Source organism: Acidovorax sp. Root275 (assembly GCF_001428965.1).
Lineage (GTDB): Bacteria > Pseudomonadota > Gammaproteobacteria > Burkholderiales > Burkholderiaceae_C > Acidovorax > Acidovorax radicis.
This window is the reverse complement of the sequence record NZ_LMJH01000009.1, coordinates 382,975-405,888: the sequence shown is the minus strand read 5'-3', so window position 1 is coordinate 405,888 and position 22,914 is coordinate 382,975. Positions and strand designations below refer to the sequence as shown.

Genomic DNA, 22,914 nt, shown 5'->3' with positions numbered 1-22,914 from the left:
GCCAAAGGCCGTTGCGGGGCAAAGTGTATCCAGCCGGGGCGGGGTGCTTCGAAGGCGTGCCCGGAGCGCTGCGAGCCCCCATAATGTTTCTGTGCTGTTACACCCCTGGTAGCAGCACGCTGGACCACTCCACCACGCCGATCGGCCATGCCCATCTCCATTCTGCTGATCGAAAGCGATCCCCACCACGCGCAGGCGGTGGTGGATGCGCTTGCAGACCCGTGGTCGGGTTGGCGGGTGGATGTGGCGGACTCGCTGGCACAGGCCCGGGACTACCTGGGGCGCCGCAGGCCAGACATCGTGCTGGCTGCGCAGCGCACGGTCGATGGCTCGGCCTTCGACCTGCTGCGGCTGCTCGATGGCGTCCCGGCCATGATCATCGTGCGCCGGGGCGCAGAGACCCATGCGGCCCAGGCCATGCGCCACGGCTTTGATGACTATGCCGTGCAGGACCCCGCACTGGACTACCTGCTGACCCTGCCCGCGCAGATTGATTCGGTGCTGGAGCGCAGTTCCAGCGCCCGTGCCCGGCTGGTGGCAGAGGCCATGCTGACGCGGCAGCACCGGTTGCTGCAGGCGATATCGCTCGCGCAGGCCATGTTCATCGCCAGCTCCGGGCCCCGCGCCGCGTTCGAAGCCTTGCTCAAGGAGCTGATGTCGCTCACGCAGAGCGCCTTTGGCTTGGTCGGGCAGGTGCAACGCGCCGCCGACGGGCATCCCTTCCTGCGGGTGCATGCGATGACGGACATCAGCTGGGACGAGGCCTCCCATGCCCTCTATGCCCAGCACGCGGAAGAAGGCATGGTGTTCGACAACCTGCACTCCCTGGTGGGCGCCGCGCTGGTGTCGGGCGAGCCGGTGCTCACCAACGATGCGAACCACGACCCGCGCAGCGCGGGCACGCCCCCGGGCCATCCCGCGCTGCGCACCTACCTGGGGCTGCCCATCCATGCGGCGGGCGAGCTGGTGGCCATGGTGGGCCTGGCCAACCGGCCCGAGGGGTATTCAGCGGCGGATGTGCAGTTCCTCCAACCCTTGCTGAACACCGTGGGCCAGCTGGAAATGGCCCGTCGCGCCGAGCTGGCCCGCAGGGCGGTCGAGGCAGAGCTGGAGCGGACCAGCGCCTTGCTGGCGGAGAAGACGCGCGCCCTCGAAGGCACGCTGGCCAGCGTGTCGCAAGGCATCACCAACGTGGACGCCGAAGGGCGGATCCGGGTCTACAACCGGCGCTATCTGGAACTGCTGGATCTGCCCGAATCCCTGCTGGCCACCCAGCCCAAGGTCGAGGATGTGGTGCGTTTTCAGACCGAGCGGGGCGATTTCGGCACCGGGTTTGAGCTCATTGAGCCCATGGCGCGCAACTATGTGGCGTCGGAATATTCTGCCCACGGCGGCAAGCTCACCATGCCGGACGCTTATGTGCGGCGTACCCACAACGGCCGCTACATCGAAGTGCGCACCCGTGCCCTGGAGCCAGGGGGGCGCGTGCGCACCTTCACGGATGTCACCGACTACCTGAGCACCCTGGAGGCCTTGCGCCTGAGCGAATCGCGGTGGCGCAGCCTCACCCACCTGTCCTCCGACTGGTACTGGGAGCAGGACGCGCAGTTTCGCTTTGTGCGCCTGGACGGCAACCCCTACAAGGAAGCCGGTGTGCCCGACGAAATGCACTACGGGCGCACGCGCTGGGAGCTGCCCAACAGCTTCGTGAGCGAGGGCCAGTGGCGCGCGCACCGCAGTCAGCTGGAGGCACACGAGGTGTTCCACGATTTCGAAATGCAGCGCCTGACCGAGGATGGAAAACCCGTATGGGTCTCCATCAGCGGGGAGCCCATCTTTGATGGGGCCGGCCAGTTCACGGGCTACCGGGGCGTGGCGCGCGACATCACCGAACGCAAGCTGGCCGAGGCCGAGATCCAGCGCCTGGCCTTCTATGACGAACTCACCGGCCTGCCCAACCGGCGGCTGCTCATGGACCGCCTGGACCGCACGGCCAACGCGTGCGCGCGGGAGGGTTGCCACGGGGCCTTGCTGTTCCTGGACCTCGACAACTTCAAGGGCATCAACGACACCATGGGCCACGAGTGGGGCGACCGGCTCCTCGTGCAGGTGGGTGGGCGCATCGCCGCTTGCGTGCGTGCCACCGACACGGTGGCACGTTTGGGCGGAGACGAGTTCGTGGTGGTGCTGCAGGGCCTCCATGCCGAAGTGGACGCTGCGGCCGCAGAAGCCGAGGCCGTGGCGCAGAAGGTGCTGGCGGCGCTGAACGAGCCCTATCTGGTGCAAAACAGCGAAGTGCACAGCACGCCCAGCATTGGCATTGCCCTTTTTCGCGGTGTGCAGCTGCCCGTGCAGGAGCTGCTCAAGCGCGCCGATCTGGCCATGTACCAGGCCAAGGCGCAGGGCCGCAACACGCTGTGCTTCTTTGACCCCGCCATGCAGGCGGCGGCGTCTGCAAGGTCGGCGCTGGAAGGCGACATGCGGCAGGGCATCCTGCGCAACGAGTTCCTGCTGCACTACCAGCCGGTGGTGGACGAGGCCGGCAAGGTGCTGGGGGCCGAGGCACTGGTGCGGTGGAACCACCCGCTGCGCGGCATGGTGTCGCCCGGGGACTTCATCCCCCTGGCAGAGCAGACCGGCCTGATCCTGGCGCTGGGCCGCCAGGTGCTGACCATGGCCTGCCGCCAGCTGGCGCTCTGGGCCGCAGCGCCGCAGACCGCAGGCTGGAGCGTGGCCGTGAACGTGAGCGCGCAGGAGTTCCGGCAACCCGACTTTGCCGAGGAAGTGATCAGCGTGCTGCGCGATTGCGGGGCGGACCCGGCACACCTCAAGCTCGAACTCACCGAAAGCCTGCTGCTGCATGACGTGGAGGACAGCATCCTCAAGATGCAGGCGCTGCGCACGCTGGGCGTGGGCTTCTCGCTGGACGACTTTGGCACGGGCTATTCATCGCTGAGCTACCTCAAGCGCCTGCCGCTGGACCAGCTCAAGATCGACCAGAGCTTTGTGCGCGACGTGCTCACCGACCCCAACGATGCCACCATCGCCTGCACCATCATCACCCTGGCCCACAGCCTGGGCCTGGACGTGGTGGCCGAAGGGGTGGAAACCGAAGGGCAGCGCGCGTTTCTGCTGCGCAACGGTTGCCAGCAGTTCCAGGGCTACCTGTTCGGGCGGCCCGGGCCCGCCGAGTTTTTGTAGATTGCTATTAAATATATAGCTATTGGAGCTTGATAGATAAGCGCTAGAGCCATATTTAATTCAAATTTTGGCGTCAGCCTCAGCAACTGGCACGCATCAGGCGAGAGATGCCAAGCAAGGGCCGCCCCGCAGCGAGGGCATCGTCCCCCTTCCCGGAGCGCGTAGCGCGTAGAGAGAAGGGGGAAGGCACGCAGTGCCTCAGGGGGATGTACCCTGCTACCCGCGCAGCAACTTGTCTTCCGCCAACGCCAGCGCCGCTGGGTGGCCCGAGAGCACCAGCGTATCGCCTTCGGCCAGCTGCGCGTCGTCCACGGCGTCGCTCATGTGGCCGTTGCCGCGCCGCAGGTTCACCACGCGCACGCCCATGGCGGGCAGTGCCAGCTGGCCCAGGCTGCGGCCCAGGGCCGTAGCACCGGGCGGCAGGTTGAGGGTGGACAGGCGCTCCTGGTCGCGCTCGTTGGCCGTGTCGTCGTCGGCGCCGTGGAAGTAGCCGCGCAGCAGGTTATAGCGGGCATCGCGCTGGTCCTGCACCAGGCGCAGCACGCGGCGCATGGGCACGCCCACCAGCGCCAGCGCGTGGCTGGCCAGCATCAGCGAGCCCTCGATGGCCTCGGGCACCACCTCGGTGGCGCCGGCGGCCTGCAGCTTGTCCAGGTTGGCGTCGTCCTGCGTGCGCACCACCACCGGCACGTGGGGTGCATGGGACCGCGTGTTGGCCAGCACCTTGAGGGCCGCAGGCACGTCGATGTAGGTCACGGCCACGGCACTGGCCCGCACCAAACCGGCCGCCATCAGCGCCTGCAGGCGGGTGGCGTCGCCGTACACCACCGAGTCTCCGGCGGCGGCGGCCTGGCGCACTCGGTCGGGGTCCAGGTCGAGCGCCATGTAGGGGATGCCCTCATGCTCGAGCATGCGCGCCAGGTTCTGCCCGCAGCGGCCATAGCCGCAGATGATCACGTGTTTGTTGGTGTTGATGGACTTGCGCGCAATGGACGTCATCTGCAGCGACTGCTGCAACCAGTCGCTGGCCACCAGCTTCATCACGATGCGGTTGCTGTACATGATGAGGAAGGGCGTGGCCAGCATCGACAGCACCATGGCCGCCAGGATGGGGTTCATCAGCGCGGGCTGCACCAGCCCGTTGGCCTGCGTGAGCGACAACAGCACAAAACCGAATTCGCCCGCCTGGGCGAGGTACAGCCCGGTGCGCAGGGCCACGCCGGTGGTGGCCCCCATGCTGCGGGCCAGCACCAGGATGATCACCAGCTTGAGGAGCAAGGGCACCGTGAGCAGCGCCAGCACCAGCGCCCAGCGGTCCACCAGGATGTGCCAGTCCAGCATCATGCCGATGGTGATGAAGAACAGCCCCAACAGCACGTCGTGGAACGGGCGGATGTCCGTGCCCACCTGGTGGCGGTATTCGGTCTCCGACACCAGCACGCCGGCAATGAAGGCTCCAAGGGCCAGGCTCAGCCCGGCCAGCTCCGTCAGCCAGGCCAGGCCCAGCGTGATCAGCAGCAGGTTGAGCATGAACAACTCTTCGCTCTTGCGCCGCGCCACCAGCGTGAGCCACCAGCGCATGAACCGCTGACCACCAGTGAGCAGAATGCCCACCAGCACGGTCGCCTTGATCAGCGCCCAGCCCAGTGACGTCAGCAACTCGTCGGGGGACGAGCCCAGGGCCGGAATCAGCACCAGCAGCGGCACCACAGCCAGGTCCTGGAACAGCAGGATGCCCATCACACGGCGGCCATGTTCACTCTCCAGCTCGGCCCGTTCGGCCATCAGCTTGACCACAATGGCCGTGCTGCTCATGGCCATCACGCCCGAGAGCGCCAGCGCGGTCTGCCAGCCCATGTCCCACACACCGCCCGCCCAGCGGGCCAGCAGCAGTGCGGTGCCAGTCACCACCACCATCGTCAGCACCACCTGCATCAGCCCGAGGCCGAACACCTGGCGCCGCATGGCGCGCAGCTTGGGCAGGCTGAACTCCAGGCCAATGGCGAACATCAGGAACACCACGCCAAACTCGCCCAGGTGCCGCACGCCTTCCGAGTTTTGTGCCAGCGCCAGCGCATGGGGGCCGATGAGCACTCCAGCGGCCAGGTAGCCCAGCATGGGTGGCAGCTTCAGGCTGCGGCAGACCACGACACCCAGCACTGCGGCCAACAGGTAAAGCAAGGTGAGGGCGAGGGAGGACATGGTTCGATGCTATCCGAGGCTCGCAGGCGGCCCAGGTGTTTTCTGCTCGAAGCATGCTCCGTGCCAGAGCGATGGCAAAAAAATCTTCGCCCCGTGCGGGCATGCCCCGGTCGATAGAATCCTCGGGATGACCCCTGCCCCCGCCACGCTGCCCCCTTTTGATGCCGAGCAGGCCCTGCGCCTGGCCCGTGAGACCTTTGACATCGAGGCGGCGGCGTTGACCGGGCTGGCGGCCCGCGTCGATGGCATCTTTGCCCAGGCGGTGCAGATGGTGCTGCAGGCCCGGGGCCGTGTGGTGGTGATGGGCATGGGCAAAAGCGGCCATGTGGGCCGCAAGATTGCCGCCACGCTGGCTTCCACCGGCACGCCTGCGTTTTTTGTGCACCCGGCGGAGGCCAGCCACGGCGATCTGGGCATGGTCACTGGCGACGACCTGGTGCTGGGCATTTCCAACAGCGGCGAAAGTGGCGAGCTCACCGCCATCCTGCCCGTGCTCAAGCGCCTGGGCGCCCCGCTGATCGCGATGACCGGCGGGCTGCAGTCCACGCTCGCCCGCCATGCCGATCTGGTGCTCGACTGCAGCGTGGAGCGCGAGGCCTGTCCCCTGAACCTGGCCCCCACTGCCAGCACCACGGCCCAGCTGGCCATGGGCGACGCCCTGGCCGTGGCCCTGCTCGACGCCCGGGGCTTTCGCCCCGAAGATTTCGCCCGCTCGCACCCCGGCGGTGCGCTGGGGCGCAAGCTGCTCACCCATGTGAGCGACGTCATGCGTACCGGCAGCGAGGTTCCGCGCGTGGCGCCCGACGCCTCTTTCAGCGACCTCATGCGCGAGATGAGCGCCAAGGGACTGGGCGCCTCGGCCATCGTGGATGCAGCCGGCCAGGTGCTGGGCATCTTCACCGACGGCGACCTGCGCCGCCGCATCGAGGCCGGGGCCGACCTGCGCACGGCCACGGCGGCCGAGGTGATGCACCCCAAACCGCGCCGCATTGCCCCGGATGCCCTCGCGGTGGATGCCGCGGAAATGATGGAAGCCCACGGCATCACCAGCGTGCTGGTGGCCGATGCGGCAGGTGTGCTGATGGGGGTCGTGCACATCGGCGACCTGATGCGAGCGAAAGTCATATGACCCCCGTGGAGAGGACCCCCCTGAGTCGCTTCGCGCCTTCCGCCCTTGAAGGGGGGACGCACCCCCTGGCCCGGCGAAGCCGGTTCCACGGGTGCGCTGGCTTTTGCCGTGCTTGTTCAAACGCTGCGTGATGACTTCTGACGTGACCTTTCCTGTGCTGCAATTTCCCCCCGAGCTGCTGCTGCGCGCCCAAGGCGTGCGCATTGCCTTCTTCGATGTCGATGGCGTGCTGACCGATGGCGGCCTGTATTTCAGCGAATCGGGTGAAACGCTCAAGCGCTTCAACACCCTGGACGGGCATGGGCTCAAGCTGCTGCAAAAGGCGGGCATCACCCCTGCGGTCATCACGGGCCGTGACTCCGCGCCGCTGCGCGTGCGCCTGAAGGCGCTGGGCGTGGAACACGCCGTGTTCGGCACCGAAGACAAACGCCCCGCTGCCGAGCAGATGCTGGCCACGCTGGGGCTGGACTGGTCCCAGGCTGTCGCGATGGGCGACGACTGGCCCGACCTGCCGGTGATGCGCCGCAGTGCTTTTGCGTGTGCCCCGGCCAACGCGCAGGCCGAAGTGCGCCATGCCGCCCATTTTGTGACGCGGGCCCATGGGGGCGATGGCGCTGCGCGCGAGCTGTGCGATCTGCTGCTGGTGGCCACCGGGCGTTACGCCGCGCTGCTGGCGGAGTACACCGCATGAGCCTGAATTTCCTGCGCTCTTTGCCCCTCTGCCAGGTTGCCGTGCCCGGCCCGGAGGCAACGCCGTGACGCGCAACATGGTTCGCCAGGGCTGGGAACAGTTCTCGCTGTATCTGCCCGTCGTGCTCATGGGGCTGCTGGCGCTGGGCACCTGGTGGCTGGTGCGCAACGCGCCCATGCCGCTGCTACCTACTGCCGAGCGCCAGCAGGGGCACCAGCCCGACTATTTCATGAAGTCGTTTTCGGTAAAAAGCTTTGACGCCACGGGGCGCCTGCAAAGTGAAGTGCAAGGCGAAGAGGCGCGGCACTACCCCGACACCGATACGCTGGAGATCGACAACGCGCGCATGCGCTCGGTAACACCGCTCGGCCGCCTCACCGTGGCCACGGCAGACCGGGCCCTGACCAATGCCGATGGCTCGGAAGTGCAGCTGTTTGGCAACGCCATCGTCACGCGAGAGCCCCTGCCTGCCAAGCCAGGATCGCCCGCCCAGCCCCGGCTGGAGTTCCGCAGCGAATTTCTGCACGCTTACACCAACACCGAACGCGTGCGGTCTGACAAGCCCGTCACACTCACCCGCGGCAACGACCGTTTTACCGCCGATGGCATGGACTACGACAACCTCGACCAGGTGCTGCAGCTGCGCGGACGTGTGCGTGGCGTGCTCCAGCCCGGCGTGGCCAAGCCCTAGTACCTTGCCCCATTCGGAACCCGCATGACCACTCCCCTTGTTTTCATCACCGGCGCATCCAGCGGCATTGGCCAGGCCCTGGCCTTGCGCTTTCACCGCTCGGGCTACCGCCTGGCCCTCGTGGCACGGCGAACTTCTGATGTGAAAACATGGGTTAGCGCTCAAGGAATAAGCGCTGATAGCTATGAAATTTATAGTGCTGACGTGGCCATGACCGACAGCATCGTCGCTGCGGGCCGCGATTGCATCGCGCGCCAGGGGGTGCCCGATGTGGTCATTGCCAATGCGGGCATCAGCGTGGGCATGGACACGGCGGTGCGTGATGACATCGACGTGATGGCGCGCACCTTTGCCACCAACAACATCGGCGTGGCGGCCACCTTCCATCCGTTTGCCGACGCGATGGCGCAGCGGGGCAGCGGCACGCTGGTGGGCATCGGCAGCGTGGCAGGCATCCGGGGCCTGCCCGGGCATGGTGCGTATTGCGCCAGCAAGGCGGCCGTTATCAGCTACTGCGAGAGCCTGCGCGGGGAGATGCGCCCGCACGGAGTGCGTGTGGTCACCATTTCTCCGGGCTACATCGATACTCCGCTCACCCGCCAGAACCGCTACAGCATGCCGTTTCTGATGCAGGCCGATGATTTTGCGGACCGTGCCTATCGGGCTATCACGGCCGGCGTTAGCTACCGGGTCATCCCCTGGCAAATGGGGGTGGTTGCCAAGTTGCTGCGCATGGTGCCGAACGTGCTGTTCGACAAGCTGCTGGCCGGGCGCCCGCGCAAGCGGCGCCAGAGCGAGCAGTAGCCGCCAGCCAGGCCTCGGCCCCCTCTTTGGGGTCTTTTGTGCAGGCTCTTCGTAGCTGCGTGGGACGAAGGTACCGCCGCCAACCGCCGGAATCCCTTGCTTGTTGGTAGCGCATGAAAAAAGCCCCCGAGGGGGCTTTTAGAGAAATTTCAAAGACAGTTTTCAGTAGCTGTTGCCGCCGCCACCGTAGCCACCGCCACCACCACCGTTGCGGCCACCGCCGCCGCCGCCATTGCGGGAACCGGAACCGTAGGGGCTGCGGAATCCGCCTTCACTGCGGCCGCCGCCACCGTAACCGCCACCTCCGCCTTCACGGCCACCACCATAGCCTCCACCGCCGCCGCCTTCACGGCCACCGCCGTAACCGCCGCCACCACTGCGGCCTCCACCGCCGCCGCCGTAACCGCCACCACCACCGCCAAATCCACCACTGCGGGGCGGACGGGGTTCCATGGGGCGTGCTTCATTCACAACGATGCTGCGGCCACCCAGTGGCTGGCCATTCATACCGTTGATGGCGGCCTGGGCTTCAGCATCGTTACCCATTTCCACGAAGCCAAAGCCCTTGGAGCGGCCCGTGTCGCGCTCCATCATGACCTTGGCGCTGGTCACCGCGCCGAATTGGCCAAAGGCCTGTTCCAGATCGCTGTCGCGCACCGAGTACGGCAGGTTGCCGACGTACAGTTTGTTGCCCATCGAGGGACTCCTCAAAAACACATGGATAAAGCGATGGAGTCCCGAAAACGCAGCCAGCTAATCTCAATGACGCTCTCAGCGCGAAACTGACGGATCACCGCAAACTTGGAAAACGGGCAAAGCCCGCGAACCCATTATGCGCCACACTTTTGGTGAAAAAGCAAGCGGCAATGCCGACTGTGGTGGCGATACCGCGCAGGCATGAAAAAAGGAGCCCTGGGGCTCCTTTGTTTTGCCTTTGGCAGACGAAAAGGTCTGCCAGCAAGGTCTTTTTAGTAGCTGCTACGGCCACCGCCGTAACCACCACCACCGCCACCGCCGCTACGGCCACCGCCGTAACCGCCGCCGCCGCCACCACCGCCGTAACCGCCGCCACCACCGTTGCCGCCGCCGAAGCCGCCGCTACGGGGAGCGCGTGGCTCCATAGGACGGGCTTCGTTGACCACGAGGTCACGGCCGCCGAAGTTGGTGCCATGCACGCCTTGGATGGCGGCTTGGGCTTCAGCATCGCTGCCCATTTCGACAAAGCCGAAACCCTTGGAGCGGCCGGTGTCACGTTCCATCATGACCTTGGCGCTGCCGACCGAGCCGTACTGGCTGAAGGTCTGTTGCAGATCTTCGTCGCGGAAAGAATAAGGCAGGTTGCCCACGTAAAGTTTGTTGCCCATGAAGGACTCCTGAAAAAACACAAAAACGCGATGGAGTCCGACGCAATCAACAAACCTGTGACGACTTCAAAGACGCGAAACTGACCATTCACCGCTAAGCCAACTGCTTTCCTGCAAGCAGAAAAGCGAACCCATTATTAATCACTTTATGAGGTGTGTGGGGTTTATTTCTGGGGAAAGCCACTCATCGGGCACAAATTTGTAGAGATTCCGGGCTGCGCGCAAGGGGTATTCAGGGGAAACCCGCACAGTTTGTGGTGCCATGCCGCCGTACTCAGGCGCCAGCCACCGACGGCCCAGCCCGAGGCCCCTGTCCGCCAGCAGGGTAAAATACGCGGGTCTTTGGGGAGTAGCCCGCCCGGCCGCGCAACGCGCCGGGGGCATGCGTCAACACACTTGGGTTCTTCGAAACCTATGGCGTATGCGGTTTTTTTGAACTGGGCGAGACCATTGACTGCAAACCGATCCACATGGCCGGAGTCGGGGTGCAGTCAATGCGTTTTTCACCCATCCGGCCGGATAGGACCCCCTCCCCCATGGAAGCCTTCTTCATTTCTACCGCCATCGTCGCGCTTGCCGAGATGGGCGACAAGACGCAGCTGCTCGCGCTGGTGCTGGCGGCACGCTTTCGCAAACCCTGGCCTATCGTGCTGGGCATTCTGGTCGCCACGCTGGTCAACCATGGCCTGGCTGGCGCCGTGGGTGCCTGGGTGACCACCTTCCTGGGCCCCCAGGTACTGCGCTGGATCCTGGGTGCATCGTTCATTGCCATGGCGGTCTGGATGCTGATCCCCGACAAGCTCGATGAGGGTGAAGCCGACGGATCGCCCCGTTGGGGTGTGTTTGGCACCACCGTGGTCGCATTCTTCCTGGCCGAGATGGGCGACAAGACCCAGATCGCCACCGTCATGCTGGCTGCCAAATACAACGCCTACCTGTGGGTGGTGGCGGGCACAACGCTGGGCATGATGCTGGCCAATGCGCCGGTGGTCTGGCTGGGCGAGCGCATCACCCGCAAGGTGCCCATCCGCGCGGTGCACCTGGTGTCTGCCGCCATCTTTCTGGTGCTGGGGCTGCTGGCGATTTTTTCGTCTGCAGGTTGATCTGGTCGGTGCGACGGGCTGTGCGTTGGGGCTCTGCTTTGGTATATTTGCCAAACGCGCCGATTTGCCACAGCTTGCGGGCGCTTTATAAATCCTGCTAAAGACCCGTCCGACACATCTGCCCGGCCTCGTTTTTAGCGACGCCGGGTATTTTTTGCGCTGGGTCCGGTCTCCAGGCAAAAGCGGCTTCCTTGTGGAGCAGCGGCGCGCGCAAGCGGTGGAACGTGAGGGCCCACCAGTTCCAACTATGTCGTTCATCGCCACACCCCAGACCATGCACTTCCCGGAGGTGCTGCCGCTGCAAAGCGGCGCGACCATCCGCGCCTTCGACCTGGCCTACGAGACCTACGGTACGCTGAACGCCGACCGCTCCAACGCCGTGCTCGTGTGCCACGCCCTCAACGCCTCGCACCACGTGGCGGGCGTTTACGCGGGGCAGGACAAGAGCGAGGGTTGGTGGGACAACATGATCGGCCCGGGCAAGCCGGTGGACACCGACCGCTTCTTCGTGATCGGCGTGAACAACCTGGGCTCGTGCTTCGGCTCCACCGGCCCCATGCACATGCACCCTGACACGGGCGAGGTCTACGGCGCGGACTTCCCGGTGGTCACGGTGGAAGACTGGGTCAACGCCCAGGCCCGCCTGCTCGACCGCCTGGGCATCCAGCAGCTGGCTGCCGTGTTGGGCGGCAGCCTCGGCGGCATGCAGGCCCTGAGCTGGACGCTGCAGTACCCAGACCGCGTGCTGCACGCCGTGGTGGTGGCCAGCGCGCCCAACCTCACGGCCGAGAACATCGCCTTCAACGAAGTGGCCCGCCGCGCCATCGTGACCGACCCGGACTTCCACGGCGGCCATTTCTATCGCCATGGTGCGATCCCCAAGCGCGGCCTGCGCATCGCCCGCATGATCGGCCACATCACGTACCTCAGCGACGACGTGATGAACGAGAAGTTCGGGCGTCAACTGCGGGAGGGCCTGGAACTCAAATACAGCACCCAGGACATCGAGTTCCAGATCGAGAGCTACCTGCGCTACCAGGGCGACAAGTTCAGCGACTACTTCGATGCCAACACCTACCTGCTGATCACCCGGGCGCTCGACTACTTCGACCCCGCGCGCACCCATGCCGGCAACCTCACACGCGCACTCGCCCGGGCGCAGGCCAAATTCATGCTGGTGAGTTTCACCACCGACTGGCGCTTTTCACCCAAGCGCAGCCGCGAGATCGTCAAGGCCCTGCTCGACAACCGCCGCAGCGTGAGCTACGCCGAGATCGATGCACCCCATGGGCACGATGCCTTTTTGCTCGATGACGCCCGCTACATGGGCGTAATTCGCTCTTATTTCGATAGCATTTCCAAGGAGCTGCAGCCATGACCGAAAAAGCGGCAATGCAAGCCCTGGCGCGCCTGGTGCCCCCCGGCTCGCGCGTGCTCGACCTCGGTTGTGGCAACGGCGCCATGCTCGACTACCTGCAGCGCGAACGCGGCTGCAGCGGCTACGGCGTGGAGATTGACGACGCCAACGTGCTGGCCTGCGTGCAGCGCGGCGTCGATGTGATCCAGCTCAACCTCGACGAGGGCCTGGCCATGTTCGGCGACAACTCGTTCGACGTGGTGCTGCAGCTCGACACACTGCAGCATCTGCGCAATGCCGAAACCATGCTGCGCGAGACGGCCCGCGTGGGTCGCACCGGCGTGGTGGCCTTCCCCAACTTCGCACACTGGCCCAACCGCCTGTCCATTCTGCGCGGTCGCATGCCCGTCACGCGCCGCCTGCCCTACCAGTGGTACGACACGCCCAACATCCGTGTGGGCACCTACAAGGATTTTGAGGTGCTTGCCACCAAGAACAGCCTGCGCATCCTGGATGCGTTCGGTTTGCAGGATGGGCAGGAAGTGCGCTGGCTGCCCAATGCGCGGGCGGGCACGGCGGTCTTCCACTTCGAACGCGCATAGCGCTCGCTGGCGCGCGCCGCCGCGGCGACACGACGCTGTCAAGCGCATCGGCTAAGGTGCGGGCTCTGTTTGTAGGAGACCCGCATGAAACGCATTGCACTGCGCGCCGTGACCGCTGCCGCGCTGCTCACCACCTGGGCGCTGGGCGCCGCCGCCCAGCAGACCTGGCCGCCCACCCCCACCGTGATCGCTCACCGGGGCGCCTCGGCCCTGCGGCCTGAGCACACGCTGGCGGCGTACCAGAAGGCCGTCGACGACGGCGCCGACATCATCGAGCCCGATCTGGTGATCACCAAGGACGGCGTGCTGGTGGCCCGGCACGAGAACGCTATCGCCATCCTCAACGCCGACGGCTCGGTGAAGGAGGCCACCACCGACGTGGTGGACCGCCCCGAGTTTGCGACCCGCAAGGCCACCAAGACCATCGACGGCCAGGCCCTCACCGGCTGGTTCACCGAAGACTTCACCCTGGCCGAGCTGAAAACCCTGCGCGCCCGCGAGCGCATCCCGGCGCAGCGCCCGGCCAACGTGGCCTACAACGGCCAGTTCGAGGTGCCCACCTTGCAGGAGGTGATCGACCTGGCCAAGACGGCCAGCGCCAAAACGGGCCGCGTGATCGGCATCTACCCAGAGACCAAGCACCCCACCTACTTCGAGTCCATTGGACAGCCGCTGGAGGCACCGCTGCTGGCCGTGCTGGAGAAAAACGGCTGGAACCACAAGGACGCCCCTGTGTTCGTGCAGTCGTTCGAGGTCAGCAACCTGCAGGCCATCCGCAAGCAGAGCAGCGTGCGCCTGGTGCAACTGGTGGCGCCCTCGGGCCGGCCGTATGACTTTGTGGCGCAAGGCGCGGCCAATGCGCGCAGCTATGCCGACCTGATCACTCCCGAAGGCCTCAAGCAGGTGGCCGCCTACGCCAACGCCATCGGCCCCTTCAAGACGCTGGTGGTGCCGGTCAAAGAAGGTGTTCCCGGCGAACCCACGCCGCTGGTCGCACAGGCCCATGCCGCCGGGCTGGCGGTGCACATCTGGACGCTGCGGCCTGAAAACGCCTTTCTGCCCGCTGGCCTGAAGAAGGCGCCCAACACCGATGGCACCGCGCGCGGCGACAGCGTGGGCGAGATCACGGCGTATCTGCGCGCAGGCATCGACGGTTTCTTCACCGACGACCCCGCCGTGGGCCGCGCTGCCGTCCAGGCCTTCACGGCGAAGGGGATGACGGCGACGAAGTGACGGGCGCCGGGCGCGGCTTGCCCGGTGTAGCGCGCGTGCCCTGGCGCTGCCCCAGTTGCCGCGCCTTTTCCACCCACAACGCCAGCCGCTCGGCGCTGGCGCTGCGCACGGGGCCAAAGCTGTGCACCTGCACGGGCCGGATGCCACAGAACTCCAGGATGGCCTTCTTCATCTGGTGGTGCCCCGGCATGCGCGTGACCCAGCGGAAGTACCAGGGCGGCGAGTCCATGGTCACCAGCAGCTCGGCCGAGCGGCCTGCCAGCAGCCTGTCCCACAACGATGAGCCCTTGCGGTACTTGAAGGCGTAACCCGGCAGCAGCACGCGGTCGATAAAACCCTTGAGCAGCGCCGGCATGGCGCCCCACCAGATGGGGTAGACCCACACCAGGTGGTGGGCCCAGGTGATGTCGGCCTGCGCCGCCAGCAAGTCGGGTTCCAGCGGCTGGACGGCGCTGTAGCCCTGAAACAGCGGGTTGAATGCGAGCTGCCCCACATCCAGAAACCGCACCTGCGCCCCGGCGTGCCGGGCGCCCTCGGCATAGGCGCGTGCCATGCCTGCGCACAGGCTGTTGGCGGAGGGGTGGCCCAGGATGACCAGAATATTGTGTGGTTCTGCCACAGACGCTCCATCACGGTGTTGTTGATGGCGCCATGGTCACCTTGCCCCACGGGACAGAGTCAAGCGGTCAGGTCAGCGATCAGGTCAAGGGGAGGCGAATCTTGCGGCGCCCGCCGTGGTGGCTGCGCTGAATGGCGCGGATTTGTGTTCTGGCGGCATCACTGGCAATGCGGGCGGTGCTGCGCACGCCTGGGGCGTGACGGGCACGGCCAGCGTGTCGCAGGTGTGCAGTTCGGCCTCCAACACGGCCAACTGTGTGTCCAACGCGGCCAGGCGCGCCAGCTCCTGCGCCACGGCGGCCCGCCGCCCGGCGACGAGCTGGGCCATGCGTTCCCAGCCCGCAGCCGTGTCGATGTGGGGCAGGCCATCGAGTTCAGACAGCCGAAAGCCCAGCGCCTGGGCCTGGCGGATCAGCAACACGCGCGCCACGTCGGCCTCGCCATAGTGGCGGTAGCTGCCCGCGCGCGCCACCGAGCCCAGCAGGCCACGGGACTCGTACAGCCGGATGGCCTTGGGCGTGGTGCCGGTGCGGTGGGCGAGTTCTCCGATGCGCATGGGAGGTCCTGGTGTGGAGTGAAAACTATCAAAATAATAGCTGTTAGCGCTTATGGGTAAAGCGCTAGCGGCCAATTTGACTCATATTTTGGTTGGGTGAAGTGTCGGAGGTCCCGCAGATCCCGATGCCACACGATAAGCTGCGGCGCTCTGATTCCCTCTTCCATCTCCCGCCCGCACCCGCCATGCCCCAGTTTGCCGCCAACCTGAGCCTGATGTACACCGAGCTGCCGTTTCTGGACCGCTTTGCCGCTGCGGCGCGCGACCGGTTCACGGCGGTGGAGTTCTTGTTTCCCTACGCCTTCGAGCCCGCCGAGGTCGCTGCGCGGCTCACGGACAACGGCCTGCAGCTGGTGCTGTTCAACGCCCCGCCCGGCGGTACCGACCGCATCCAGATGGCGGCGGCCTGGGACCAGAACGCGCGCGGCACCGCAGCGCTGCCCGGGCGTGAGGCCGAGTTCCGCGCGGGCGTGCAAGAAGCCCTGCGCTATGCCGAGGTGCTGGGCTGCCCGCGCATCCACGTGCTCTCGGGCATCGTGCCGCCCGGTGTGGAGCGCGAATCGCTCAAGGACCTGTGTGTCAGCAACCTGCGCTGGGCGGCGGCCGAGGCTGCGCGCGCGGGGCGCGACATCCTTATCGAGCCCCTCAACCTGCGCGACGTGCCGCGCTACTTTCTGAACCGGCAGGACCACGCCCACGAGCTGCTCGACGCCGCGCAGGCCGACAACCTCAAGGTGCAGATGGACCTGTACCACTGCCAGATCGTGGAAGGTGACGTGGCCACCAAGCTGCGCCAGTACCTGCCCACGGGCCGGGTGGCGCATATCCAGATTGCCGGCGTGCCTGGGCGCCACGAACCGGACCAGGGCGAGTTGAACTACCCCTTCCTCTTCGACACCATCGACGCGCTGGGCTACGGCGGCTGGGTCGGCTGCGAATACCGGCCGGCGGCGGGCACTTCGCAAGGCCTGGGCTGGATGAACAGGAAGACCCCCTGAGTCGCTTCGCGCCTTCCCCCTCGAGGGCGCGCCTTCGCTGCGGGGCGGTCCTTGCTCGGCTTCCTCGGCGCGGGCAGCGCCAGTTTCGCAGGCTACGGCCCACGGGGCGGCCGCGATGGGGTACGCAGCTTTGCGTAAGGGAATGCGTGAATAAATGTAACAAGTCTCCGGACTTAGAGTGAAGAAGCGTGTTCTCAGGCGTTTGAGAACCCTTTCTGAGACCGGCTCAGCTGGCTTTGGGCTTTCAATCTAGAGGAGACACACTGCATGGCCGCTTCCCTTGCCAACAACCGTTCCGTCGCGCGCCAGGTCACGCTGACCGCCATCGCGCTGGTGGCCCTGGTGCTGGTGCTGGTGGGGTTGGCCATTGCCGTGCTGACCGAGCGCAGCACGCGGGCGCAGGTGGTGGCCAGCGTGGGCGACACCGCGCAAAGCGTGGCCCAGTCGCTGGACGCGGCCGACAACACCAACCGCGAACTGGTCCAACTCACCATGCGCGGTTTTCAACGCTACTTCGAGGCCACGATGCAGCTCGACGAAGCCACGGGCGAGCTGCGCAGCTATGGCGCGCTGGTCAACGAGGACTACGGCTCGGTCGACAAGTTCGCCAGCGAGACGGGTGGCATTGCCACGGTGTTCGCCAAAAAAGGCGACAACTTCATGCGGGTGACCACCTCGGTCAAGAACGACAAGGGTGAGCGCCAGCAGGGCACGCCGCTGGGCAAAGACGACCCGGCCTATGCCACCGTCACCAAGGGCGAGCCTTATACAGGCGTCACCGTGGTGGGCGGCAAGCCCTACATGGGCCACTACCTGCCGGCCAAGGATGCGTCGGGCAAGGTGATTGCGCTGCTGTTCATCGGCAACGACATCAGCGTGTTCCACACCATGCTGCAAAAGCAGGTGGCGCAGACGAAGTTCTTCGAGCACGGCGGCACCTATGTGATCAACCCCGGCACCTCACTCGACCAGGCTGTGTTTGTGTACCACCCCACGGCGCGGGGCAAGCGTGTGCTGGAGGCCTACCCGCAGGCCCGTCCGTTTTTTGAGGCGCTGGCCGCGTCGCAGGACGGCTTTGTGCGCGAAGCCGCCCCGGTGCTGGGCGCGGGCGCCACCGACCCCTGGGCCCTGGTGCGCAAGACCGGTGGCGGCTGGTGGGTGGTGGCCGAGGTGCCCGACGGCGAGGCCATGGCCAGCCAGCGCCGCGTGACGCTGGCCGTGTGGGGCCTGATGGCCGTGGCTGTGGTGCTGCTGGCGGTCGGCCTTTTCCTCATGCTGCGCCGGGGCGTGAGCCGCCCGCTGCAGGACCTGACCCAGGCCATCACGCTGGTGGCGCAGGGCGATCTGACAGAGGCCTTCCGCACCACGCGGCGCGACGAGATCGGCGCGCTGGTGCAAGAGGTCGAAGGCATGCGCCAGCGCTATACGCAGATGCTGCAGCAGGTGCGCACGGCGGTCGACAGCATCACCACCGCCAGCGCCGAGATTGCCAGCGGCAACCAGGACCTGTCGGCCCGCACCGAAGCCACGGCCAGCAGCCTGGCGCAGACGGCGCAGAGCATGGAGCAGCTCACCTCCACCGTGCGCCAGTCGGCCGATGCGGCGCGCCAGGCCAACCAGCTGGCCAGCACCGCCGCCGAAGTGGCCGCGCGTGGCGGCAAGGTGGTGGGTCAGGTGGTGACCACCATGGGCGACATCAACCAGAGTTCGCGCAAGATTGCCGACATCGTGGGCGTGATCGACTCGATTGCGTTCCAGACCAACATCCTGGCCCTGAACGCGGCGGTGGAGGCGGCCCGCGCCGGTGAGCAGGGCCGGGGCTTTGCCGTCGTGGCCAGCGAGGTGCGCAGCCTGGCCGGGCGCTCTGCCTCCGCCGCGCGCGAGATCAAGGCGCTCATCGGCGCCTCTGTGGAGCGCGTGGAATCCGGCGCGCGCCTGGTGCAGAACGCGGGCACCACCATGGATGAGATCGTGGGCTCGGTCCAGCGCGTGGGCGACATCATTGGCGAGATCACGGCGGCGTCGAGCGAGCAGTCGGACGGCATCGGCCAGGTCAACACCGCCGTCAACCAGCTCGACCAGATGACGCAGCAGAACGCGGCGCTGGTGGAGGAATCCGCCGCAGCGGCTCAAAGCCTGCGCGAACAGGCCATGCGCCTGGCCGGGGCGGTGCAGGTGTTCAAGCTCTCGCCCGGCGATGGCAGCGGTGGGTACCCTGCGGTGGCCGCGCTGGCAGCGCCTTCGGCGGGCCCGGCCCTGCAGGCCCCGGGCAGCGGCGCGTGGGCGCCAGCGCAGTTGCAATGACGGGAAAGGGGGCGCGCGCGCAGCGCGCTCCAGGGCGCGGTGGTCATCCTCTGGTTTGTTCTGCGGGGCCCTTGGTTTATGCTGGCCTGAACTTCCTTTGTCCCGACCACGCCACCTAGCCTGCCATGGCCGCCCACGTTCCCACCATGCTGGTCATGATCATTGTGAGCTCGCTCATGATGGCCGCCTCCATGGCGGTGGTGGGGTGGGGCCGACGGCGCGATGGCCTGGGGCGGTGGGCCGCCGCCCTGCTGGTCAATGCCATTGGGCACCTGCTGATCATGCTGCGGGGCCAGGTGCCCGATGTGCTGTCCATCGTGCTGGGCAACCTGCTGCTGTCGTGCGTGTTCGTGGGGATGATCGCGGCGATCTACCAGTTCCAGGGGCGTGCCCCACGGTGGCTGCTGCTGTTCACGCCGCCTGCGCTGGTCACGGCTTTTGTGGTGGTCTTCATAGACAACTTTCCGGCGCGCGCGAGTTTTGTGGGCCTGGTCATCGGACTGCAGGCCGTGTGGGCCCTGGCGGCGGCCCTGGAGCGCCGCCATGCCACCGTGGGGCGCGCGCAGTGGCTGCTGGTGGCCGGGCTGGGGCTGGAGGCGCTGGTGCTGGGGGGTCGCGCGCTGCTGGCCCTCGGCGCCAGCCAGACGGCGACCAGCATCCTGCAGAGCAGCCTGCTGCAGACGCTCACCTTCATGGGCACGTTTTCGGTGGTGCTCATCAGCTCCATGGGCTTCGTGTTCATGTCGCGCGACCGTGCCGACGAGAACAACCGCATCATGGCGGCGCTAGACCCGCTCACCGGTGTGGCCAACCGCCGCTCGCTGATCGCGGCGCTGGACCGCGACGTCTCTCGCGCCGTGCGCTCGCGCGAGTCCATTGCGCTCATGATGGTGGACATCGACCACTTCAAGCGGGTCAATGACCGCTATGGTCACCCCGCAGGAGACCAGGTGCTGTGCAGCGTGGTCAACGTGCTGAGCGAGCGCGTGCGGGCACAGGACCTTGTGGGCCGCTACGGGGGCGAGGAATTCATGGTGGTGCTGCCCGACACCACACTGCTGGGGGCCGAGCAGCTGGCGCGGGAACTGTGCAAGGCGGTGGAGGAATCACGCTGCCGCATCCGCGCAGCCGGCGGGGCCGCGCCAGACGCCGGCACCGACGCTGCCCTGGGGATTGCCGTCACGGTGAGCATCGGCGTCTTCGGCGGCCGGCTGGAGCCCGGCGACAGCTGGGACATGCTCATCGCCGCTGCCGACCGTGCGCTCTACCAGGCCAAGAACAATGGCCGCAACCGCGTGGAGGTGGCCACCGGACTGCGGCGCCCCGCCTCCCTGGCGGCGGCACAGGCCAATCCCGACACGCATCCTGTTTCCCGGTATTGACCCCCAAGAGGGACGCGGGACGGGCACGCTGGGCACGCCCCTGAAGAAGGGCGGAACCCCATGCTGCAGCGCGGCGGGAGCGCTGTCAGGGTGTTTGGAGATCTGCGATGGCGCGCGTACAGGCGTTGTGTTGGAATGCTGGTTTCGGTCCACAAGATCACCCGTATTCAGGAGAGCCGCCCATGAACGCCCGAGTCCCCGCCCACGCCCTTCAACCCGCCCTGGCCCTTGAAAGGGTCAGCCAGGCGTGGGACAACGACATCGTTCGTCAGCTCACCGACTACATCGCCATCCCTGCCAAGTCGCCCATGTTCTCGCCCGACTGGGCCGAGCAGGGCCTGCTCGACACGGTGGTGCGCAATGCTGCCGCGTGGGTCGAATCACAAAAGGTCGCAGGCCTCACGCTCGAGATCGTGCGCCTCCCCGGCCGCACCCCCGTGCTGTTTTTTGAAATCGAATCCACGCAGCCCGGCGCCACCGACACGGTTCTGATGTATGGCCACCTCGACAAACAACCCGAGTTCAGCGGCTGGCGCAACGACCTGGGCCCGTGGACCCCCAAGTACGAAGACGGCAAGCTCTACGGCCGCGGCGGCGCCGACGACGGCTACGCGGTGTACGCCAGCATCGCCGCGGTGCAGGAATTGAAGCGCCAGAACGTGCCGCACCCGCGCATCGTCGGCCTGATCGAGACCTGCGAGGAAAGCGGCTCGCGCGACCTGCTGCCCTACATCGATGCCTTGAAGCCCCGCATGGGCAACGTGGCACTGGTGGTGTGCCTCGATTCGGGTGCGGGCAACTACGATCAGCTGTGGCTCACCACCAGCCTGCGCGGCATGGCCACCGGCACGCTCAAGGTCGAGATCCTGACCGAAGGCATCCACTCCGGCGATGCCTCGGGCCTCGTGCCCTCGTCGTTCCGCATCATGCGGCAGGTGCTTGATCGCCTGGAAGACAGCGCCACCGGCCGCCTGCTGCCCCAGAGTTTCCATTGTGAAGTGCCTGCCGACCGCGTGGCCCAGGCCCGCGCCACGGCGGCCATTCTGGGCGAAGAGGTGTACAAGCGTTTCCCCTGGGCGCATTACGACTGCGGCGGTTCCACCACCTTTGCGCTGCCCACCACCACCGACCCGCTGCAGGCCTTGCTCAAGCGCACCTGGGAGCCCACGCTCAGCGTGACCGGGGCCGAAGGCTTCCCGGCACTGCAGGACGCGGGCAATGTGCTGCGCCCTTACACCGCCTTCAAGCTCAGCCTGCGCCTGCCACCCCTGGTCGATGCTGGCCAGGCCGTGCAGGAGCTCAAGGCACTGCTCGAAGACAACGCGCCCTACCAGGCCAAGGTCACCTTCCAGGGCACCAGTGGCGCCACGGGCTGGAACGCCCCCGCCACCACGCCCTGGTTCGAGCAGGCGCTCAACGAAGCCTCGCAGGCGCACTTCGGCGCGCCCTGTGGCTACATCGGCCAGGGCGGCACCATCCCGCTCATGAACATGCTCAGCGAAGGTTTTCCTGCCGCGCAGATGATGGTCTGCGGCGTGCTGGGCCCCAAGAGCAACGCACACGGTCCCAACGAGTTTTTGCATGTGCCCTATGCCAAGCGCCTCACGGCCTCGGTGGCGCAGGTGATTGCCTCGATGGCGCAGCAGGTGGTGGCACCGGCGGCTGTTGCGGGCTAAAGCTGTTTCTTCCTAACCCTTGCCCGGCCCTTCGCGGCCCCCTCTGGCAGCCCCGGGGCCTGTGCCCCGGGCTGCACGGGGTGTGCTGTTCCTGACGGATCTCTCCTTCTGCCATGACCTCTGAAGAAACCCTTCCCTCCACACTCACCACCTTCACCGCCAGCGATGGAGAGAACCTGGCCGTGCAGGACTGGCCCCTGCCGGAAGGCGAGCCCCAGCGCGGCACCGTGCTGCTGGTGCATGGCCTGGGCGAACATGTGGGCCGCTACGACGCGGTGGCGCGGCGGCTGAACGCCTGGGGGTTCGCAGCGCGCGGCTACGACCAATACGGCCACGGCGAATCGAGCGGGCCGCGCGGCGGGCTCACCTCGGACCTGCGCCTGCTGGACGATCTGGCCGACATGGTCGATGCCACGCGCGCCCGTTTGCCCGCCGGCCAGCCGCTGGTGTTGCTGGGCCACAGCATGGGCGGGCTGGTGGCATCGCGTTTTGTTGCGATGAACCTGCGGCCTGTGGACGCGCTGGTGCTGTCATCCCCCGCACTCGATGCGGGCCTGGGCGCCGTGCAAAAACTGCTGCTGGCCACGCTGCCGCGCATCGCGCCCAACCTGCGCGTGGGCAACGGGCTGGATGCACAGTACCTCTCGCACGACCCCGCTGTGGTGGCCGCCTACCTGGCCGATCCGCTGTGCCACGACCGCATCAGCGCACGCCTGGCGCGTTTCATCGCCAACGGCGGCCCCGCCACCCTGGCCCGCGCCGCGCACTGGAGCGTGCCCACGCTGTTGATGTGGGCGGGCGGCGACAAGCTGGTCAACCCGGCGGGCAGCCGCGCCTTTGCAGCGGCCGCACCCAAGGCGCTGGTGCACGCGCATTGTTTCGAGCCCCTGTTCCACGAGCTGTTCAACGAAAGCCCGGAGCTGGCCGATCCGGTGTTCGACCTGCTGCAGCAATGGCTCGTGCAGCGATGCCCGGTGGCCTCCTAAGAACGTGTTCACGATCT

General features: G+C 66.7%; 19 protein-coding genes and 1 riboswitch. Of the genes, 14 read left to right on the top strand and 5 right to left on the bottom strand.

All coding sequences use genetic code 11. The annotated features are described in order from the left end of the window. Window positions 1-147 precede the first annotated feature (147 nt). The gene (locus ASE52_RS16875; protein ID WP_057227748.1) at window positions 148-3,201 is read left to right on the top strand and encodes an EAL domain-containing protein; all 3,054 of its coding nucleotides are present in this window, start codon (window positions 148-150) and stop codon (window positions 3,199-3,201) included. A 216-nt stretch (window positions 3,202-3,417) separates the two neighbouring features. Here ASE52_RS16875 and ASE52_RS16870 read toward each other — a convergent pair whose 3' ends face one another. Continuing rightward, the gene (locus ASE52_RS16870; RefSeq protein ID WP_010464882.1) at window positions 3,418-5,403 is read right to left on the bottom strand and encodes a monovalent cation:proton antiporter-2 (CPA2) family protein; all 1,986 of its coding nucleotides are present in this window, start codon (window positions 5,401-5,403) and stop codon (window positions 3,418-3,420) included. Between the two features lie 127 nt (window positions 5,404-5,530). On the opposite strand from ASE52_RS16870, the gene ASE52_RS16865 reads away from it, so the two are divergent. The 4 genes from ASE52_RS16865 to ASE52_RS16850 all read left to right on the top strand — a co-directional run bounded on the left by ASE52_RS16865 (window position 5,531) and on the right by ASE52_RS16850 (window position 8,718). Further along, window positions 5,531-6,532, top strand: a complete 1,002-nt coding sequence (locus ASE52_RS16865; RefSeq protein ID WP_010464880.1) for a KpsF/GutQ family sugar-phosphate isomerase — start codon at window positions 5,531-5,533, stop codon at window positions 6,530-6,532. Between the two features lie 130 nt (window positions 6,533-6,662). Further along, the gene (locus ASE52_RS16860; RefSeq protein ID WP_057227746.1) at window positions 6,663-7,223 is read left to right on the top strand and encodes an HAD hydrolase family protein; all 561 of its coding nucleotides are present in this window, start codon (window positions 6,663-6,665) and stop codon (window positions 7,221-7,223) included. Between the two features lie 76 nt (window positions 7,224-7,299). Next, window positions 7,300-7,914, top strand: a complete 615-nt coding sequence (lptC, locus tag ASE52_RS16855; RefSeq protein WP_035197631.1) for an LPS export ABC transporter periplasmic protein LptC — start codon at window positions 7,300-7,302, stop codon at window positions 7,912-7,914. A 24-nt stretch (window positions 7,915-7,938) separates the two neighbouring features. Next, the gene (locus tag ASE52_RS16850; protein ID WP_057227744.1) at window positions 7,939-8,718 is read left to right on the top strand and encodes an SDR family oxidoreductase; all 780 of its coding nucleotides are present in this window, start codon (window positions 7,939-7,941) and stop codon (window positions 8,716-8,718) included. A gap of 162 nt (window positions 8,719-8,880) precedes the next feature. Here the strand turns inward: ASE52_RS16850 and ASE52_RS16845 are convergent, their stop codons facing one another. After that, window positions 8,881-9,414: an RNA-binding protein gene (locus ASE52_RS16845; RefSeq protein ID WP_057227743.1), complete on the bottom strand. Its 534-nt coding sequence runs from the start codon at window positions 9,412-9,414 to the stop codon at window positions 8,881-8,883. Between the two features lie 272 nt (window positions 9,415-9,686). After that, a complete protein-coding gene (locus ASE52_RS16840; RefSeq protein ID WP_010464871.1) occupies window positions 9,687-10,082 on the bottom strand; it encodes an RNA-binding protein in 396 nt (131 codons plus the stop codon). A gap of 332 nt (window positions 10,083-10,414) precedes the next feature. Beyond that, a riboswitch (yybP-ykoY riboswitch) is annotated at window positions 10,415-10,609 on the top strand. A gap of 9 nt (window positions 10,610-10,618) precedes the next feature. On the opposite strand from ASE52_RS16840, the gene ASE52_RS16835 reads away from it, so the two are divergent. The 4 genes from ASE52_RS16835 (at window position 10,619) to ASE52_RS16820 (ending at window position 14,377) form a co-directional block, all read left to right on the top strand. Next, window positions 10,619-11,185 carry a TMEM165/GDT1 family protein gene (locus ASE52_RS16835; protein ID WP_056056786.1) on the top strand — a complete coding sequence of 189 codons (567 nt, stop codon included), beginning with the start codon at window positions 10,619-10,621 and terminating at the stop codon, window positions 11,183-11,185. A gap of 247 nt (window positions 11,186-11,432) precedes the next feature. After that, the gene (locus ASE52_RS16830; RefSeq protein ID WP_057227742.1) at window positions 11,433-12,563 is read left to right on the top strand and encodes a homoserine O-acetyltransferase; all 1,131 of its coding nucleotides are present in this window, start codon (window positions 11,433-11,435) and stop codon (window positions 12,561-12,563) included. Further along, window positions 12,560-13,144 carry a methionine biosynthesis protein MetW gene (gene metW / locus ASE52_RS16825; RefSeq protein WP_057227740.1) on the top strand — a complete coding sequence of 195 codons (585 nt, stop codon included), beginning with the start codon at window positions 12,560-12,562 and terminating at the stop codon, window positions 13,142-13,144. Before ASE52_RS16830 ends, metW begins: the two co-directional genes overlap by 4 nt. Window positions 13,145-13,228: 84 nt before the next feature. Beyond that, window positions 13,229-14,377: a glycerophosphodiester phosphodiesterase gene (locus ASE52_RS16820; protein WP_057227739.1), complete on the top strand. Its 1,149-nt coding sequence runs from the start codon at window positions 13,229-13,231 to the stop codon at window positions 14,375-14,377. Here ASE52_RS16820 and ASE52_RS16815 read toward each other — a convergent pair. Both ASE52_RS16815 and ASE52_RS16810 read right to left on the bottom strand, forming a co-directional pair. Further along, entirely contained in the window at window positions 14,346-14,996 is a 651-nt protein-coding gene (locus ASE52_RS16815) for an NAD(P)H-dependent oxidoreductase (protein ID WP_057227738.1), read from the bottom strand. The two genes, ASE52_RS16820 and ASE52_RS16815, sit on opposite strands and share 32 nt — an antisense overlap. Before the next feature lie 84 nt (window positions 14,997-15,080). Next, entirely contained in the window at window positions 15,081-15,551 is a 471-nt protein-coding gene (locus ASE52_RS16810) for a MerR family transcriptional regulator (RefSeq protein WP_057227737.1), read from the bottom strand. 185 nt (window positions 15,552-15,736) lie between these two features. On the opposite strand from ASE52_RS16810, the gene otnI reads away from it, so the two are divergent. From otnI to ASE52_RS16785, 5 genes are all read left to right on the top strand, one after another. Then, window positions 15,737-16,549: a 2-oxo-tetronate isomerase gene (gene otnI / locus ASE52_RS16805; RefSeq protein WP_057227733.1), complete on the top strand. Its 813-nt coding sequence runs from the start codon at window positions 15,737-15,739 to the stop codon at window positions 16,547-16,549. Between the two features lie 267 nt (window positions 16,550-16,816). After that, window positions 16,817-18,853 (top strand): methyl-accepting chemotaxis protein, encoded by a 2,037-nt coding sequence (locus tag ASE52_RS16800; protein WP_057227732.1) that lies wholly within the window; start codon window positions 16,817-16,819, stop codon window positions 18,851-18,853. A gap of 125 nt (window positions 18,854-18,978) precedes the next feature. Continuing rightward, window positions 18,979-20,235: a GGDEF domain-containing protein gene (locus ASE52_RS16795; RefSeq protein ID WP_057227730.1), complete on the top strand. Its 1,257-nt coding sequence runs from the start codon at window positions 18,979-18,981 to the stop codon at window positions 20,233-20,235. A gap of 182 nt (window positions 20,236-20,417) precedes the next feature. Beyond that, window positions 20,418-21,911, top strand: a complete 1,494-nt coding sequence (locus tag ASE52_RS16790; RefSeq protein ID WP_057227723.1) for a M20 family metallopeptidase — start codon at window positions 20,418-20,420, stop codon at window positions 21,909-21,911. A 113-nt stretch (window positions 21,912-22,024) separates the two neighbouring features. Then, complete coding sequence (locus ASE52_RS16785; RefSeq protein ID WP_057227721.1) at window positions 22,025-22,897, top strand: alpha/beta hydrolase; 873 nt, start codon at window positions 22,025-22,027, stop codon at window positions 22,895-22,897. The last annotated feature ends 17 nt before the right edge of the window (window positions 22,898-22,914 follow it).

What these genes read in the sequence shown, in the direction of transcription:
- ASE52_RS16785 (WP_057227721.1), top strand. Translation starts at nt 22,025, where the DNA reads ATGACCTCTGAAGAAACCCTTCCCTCCACACTCACCACCTTCACCGCC.
- ASE52_RS16845 (WP_057227743.1), bottom strand. Translation starts at nt 9,414, where the DNA reads ATGGGCAACAAACTGTACGTCGGCAACCTGCCGTACTCGGTGCGCGAC.
- ASE52_RS16830 (WP_057227742.1), top strand. Translation starts at nt 11,433, where the DNA reads ATGTCGTTCATCGCCACACCCCAGACCATGCACTTCCCGGAGGTGCTG.
- ASE52_RS16840 (WP_010464871.1), bottom strand. Translation starts at nt 10,082, where the DNA reads ATGGGCAACAAACTTTACGTGGGCAACCTGCCTTATTCTTTCCGCGAC.
- otnI (WP_057227733.1), top strand. Translation starts at nt 15,737, where the DNA reads ATGCCCCAGTTTGCCGCCAACCTGAGCCTGATGTACACCGAGCTGCCG.
- ASE52_RS16875 (WP_057227748.1), top strand. Translation starts at nt 148, where the DNA reads ATGCCCATCTCCATTCTGCTGATCGAAAGCGATCCCCACCACGCGCAG.
- ASE52_RS16870 (WP_010464882.1), bottom strand. Translation starts at nt 5,403, where the DNA reads ATGTCCTCCCTCGCCCTCACCTTGCTTTACCTGTTGGCCGCAGTGCTG.
- ASE52_RS16810 (WP_057227737.1), bottom strand. Translation starts at nt 15,551, where the DNA reads ATGCGCATCGGAGAACTCGCCCACCGCACCGGCACCACGCCCAAGGCC.
- ASE52_RS16860 (WP_057227746.1), top strand. Translation starts at nt 6,663, where the DNA reads ATGACTTCTGACGTGACCTTTCCTGTGCTGCAATTTCCCCCCGAGCTG.
- ASE52_RS16865 (WP_010464880.1), top strand. Translation starts at nt 5,531, where the DNA reads ATGACCCCTGCCCCCGCCACGCTGCCCCCTTTTGATGCCGAGCAGGCC.
- ASE52_RS16800 (WP_057227732.1), top strand. Translation starts at nt 16,817, where the DNA reads ATGGCCGCTTCCCTTGCCAACAACCGTTCCGTCGCGCGCCAGGTCACG.
- ASE52_RS16820 (WP_057227739.1), top strand. Translation starts at nt 13,229, where the DNA reads ATGAAACGCATTGCACTGCGCGCCGTGACCGCTGCCGCGCTGCTCACC.
- lptC (WP_035197631.1), top strand. Translation starts at nt 7,300, where the DNA reads ATGGTTCGCCAGGGCTGGGAACAGTTCTCGCTGTATCTGCCCGTCGTG.
- ASE52_RS16790 (WP_057227723.1), top strand. Translation starts at nt 20,418, where the DNA reads ATGAACGCCCGAGTCCCCGCCCACGCCCTTCAACCCGCCCTGGCCCTT.
- ASE52_RS16795 (WP_057227730.1), top strand. Translation starts at nt 18,979, where the DNA reads ATGGCCGCCCACGTTCCCACCATGCTGGTCATGATCATTGTGAGCTCG.
- metW (WP_057227740.1), top strand. Translation starts at nt 12,560, where the DNA reads ATGACCGAAAAAGCGGCAATGCAAGCCCTGGCGCGCCTGGTGCCCCCC.
- ASE52_RS16835 (WP_056056786.1), top strand. Translation starts at nt 10,619, where the DNA reads ATGGAAGCCTTCTTCATTTCTACCGCCATCGTCGCGCTTGCCGAGATG.
- ASE52_RS16850 (WP_057227744.1), top strand. Translation starts at nt 7,939, where the DNA reads ATGACCACTCCCCTTGTTTTCATCACCGGCGCATCCAGCGGCATTGGC.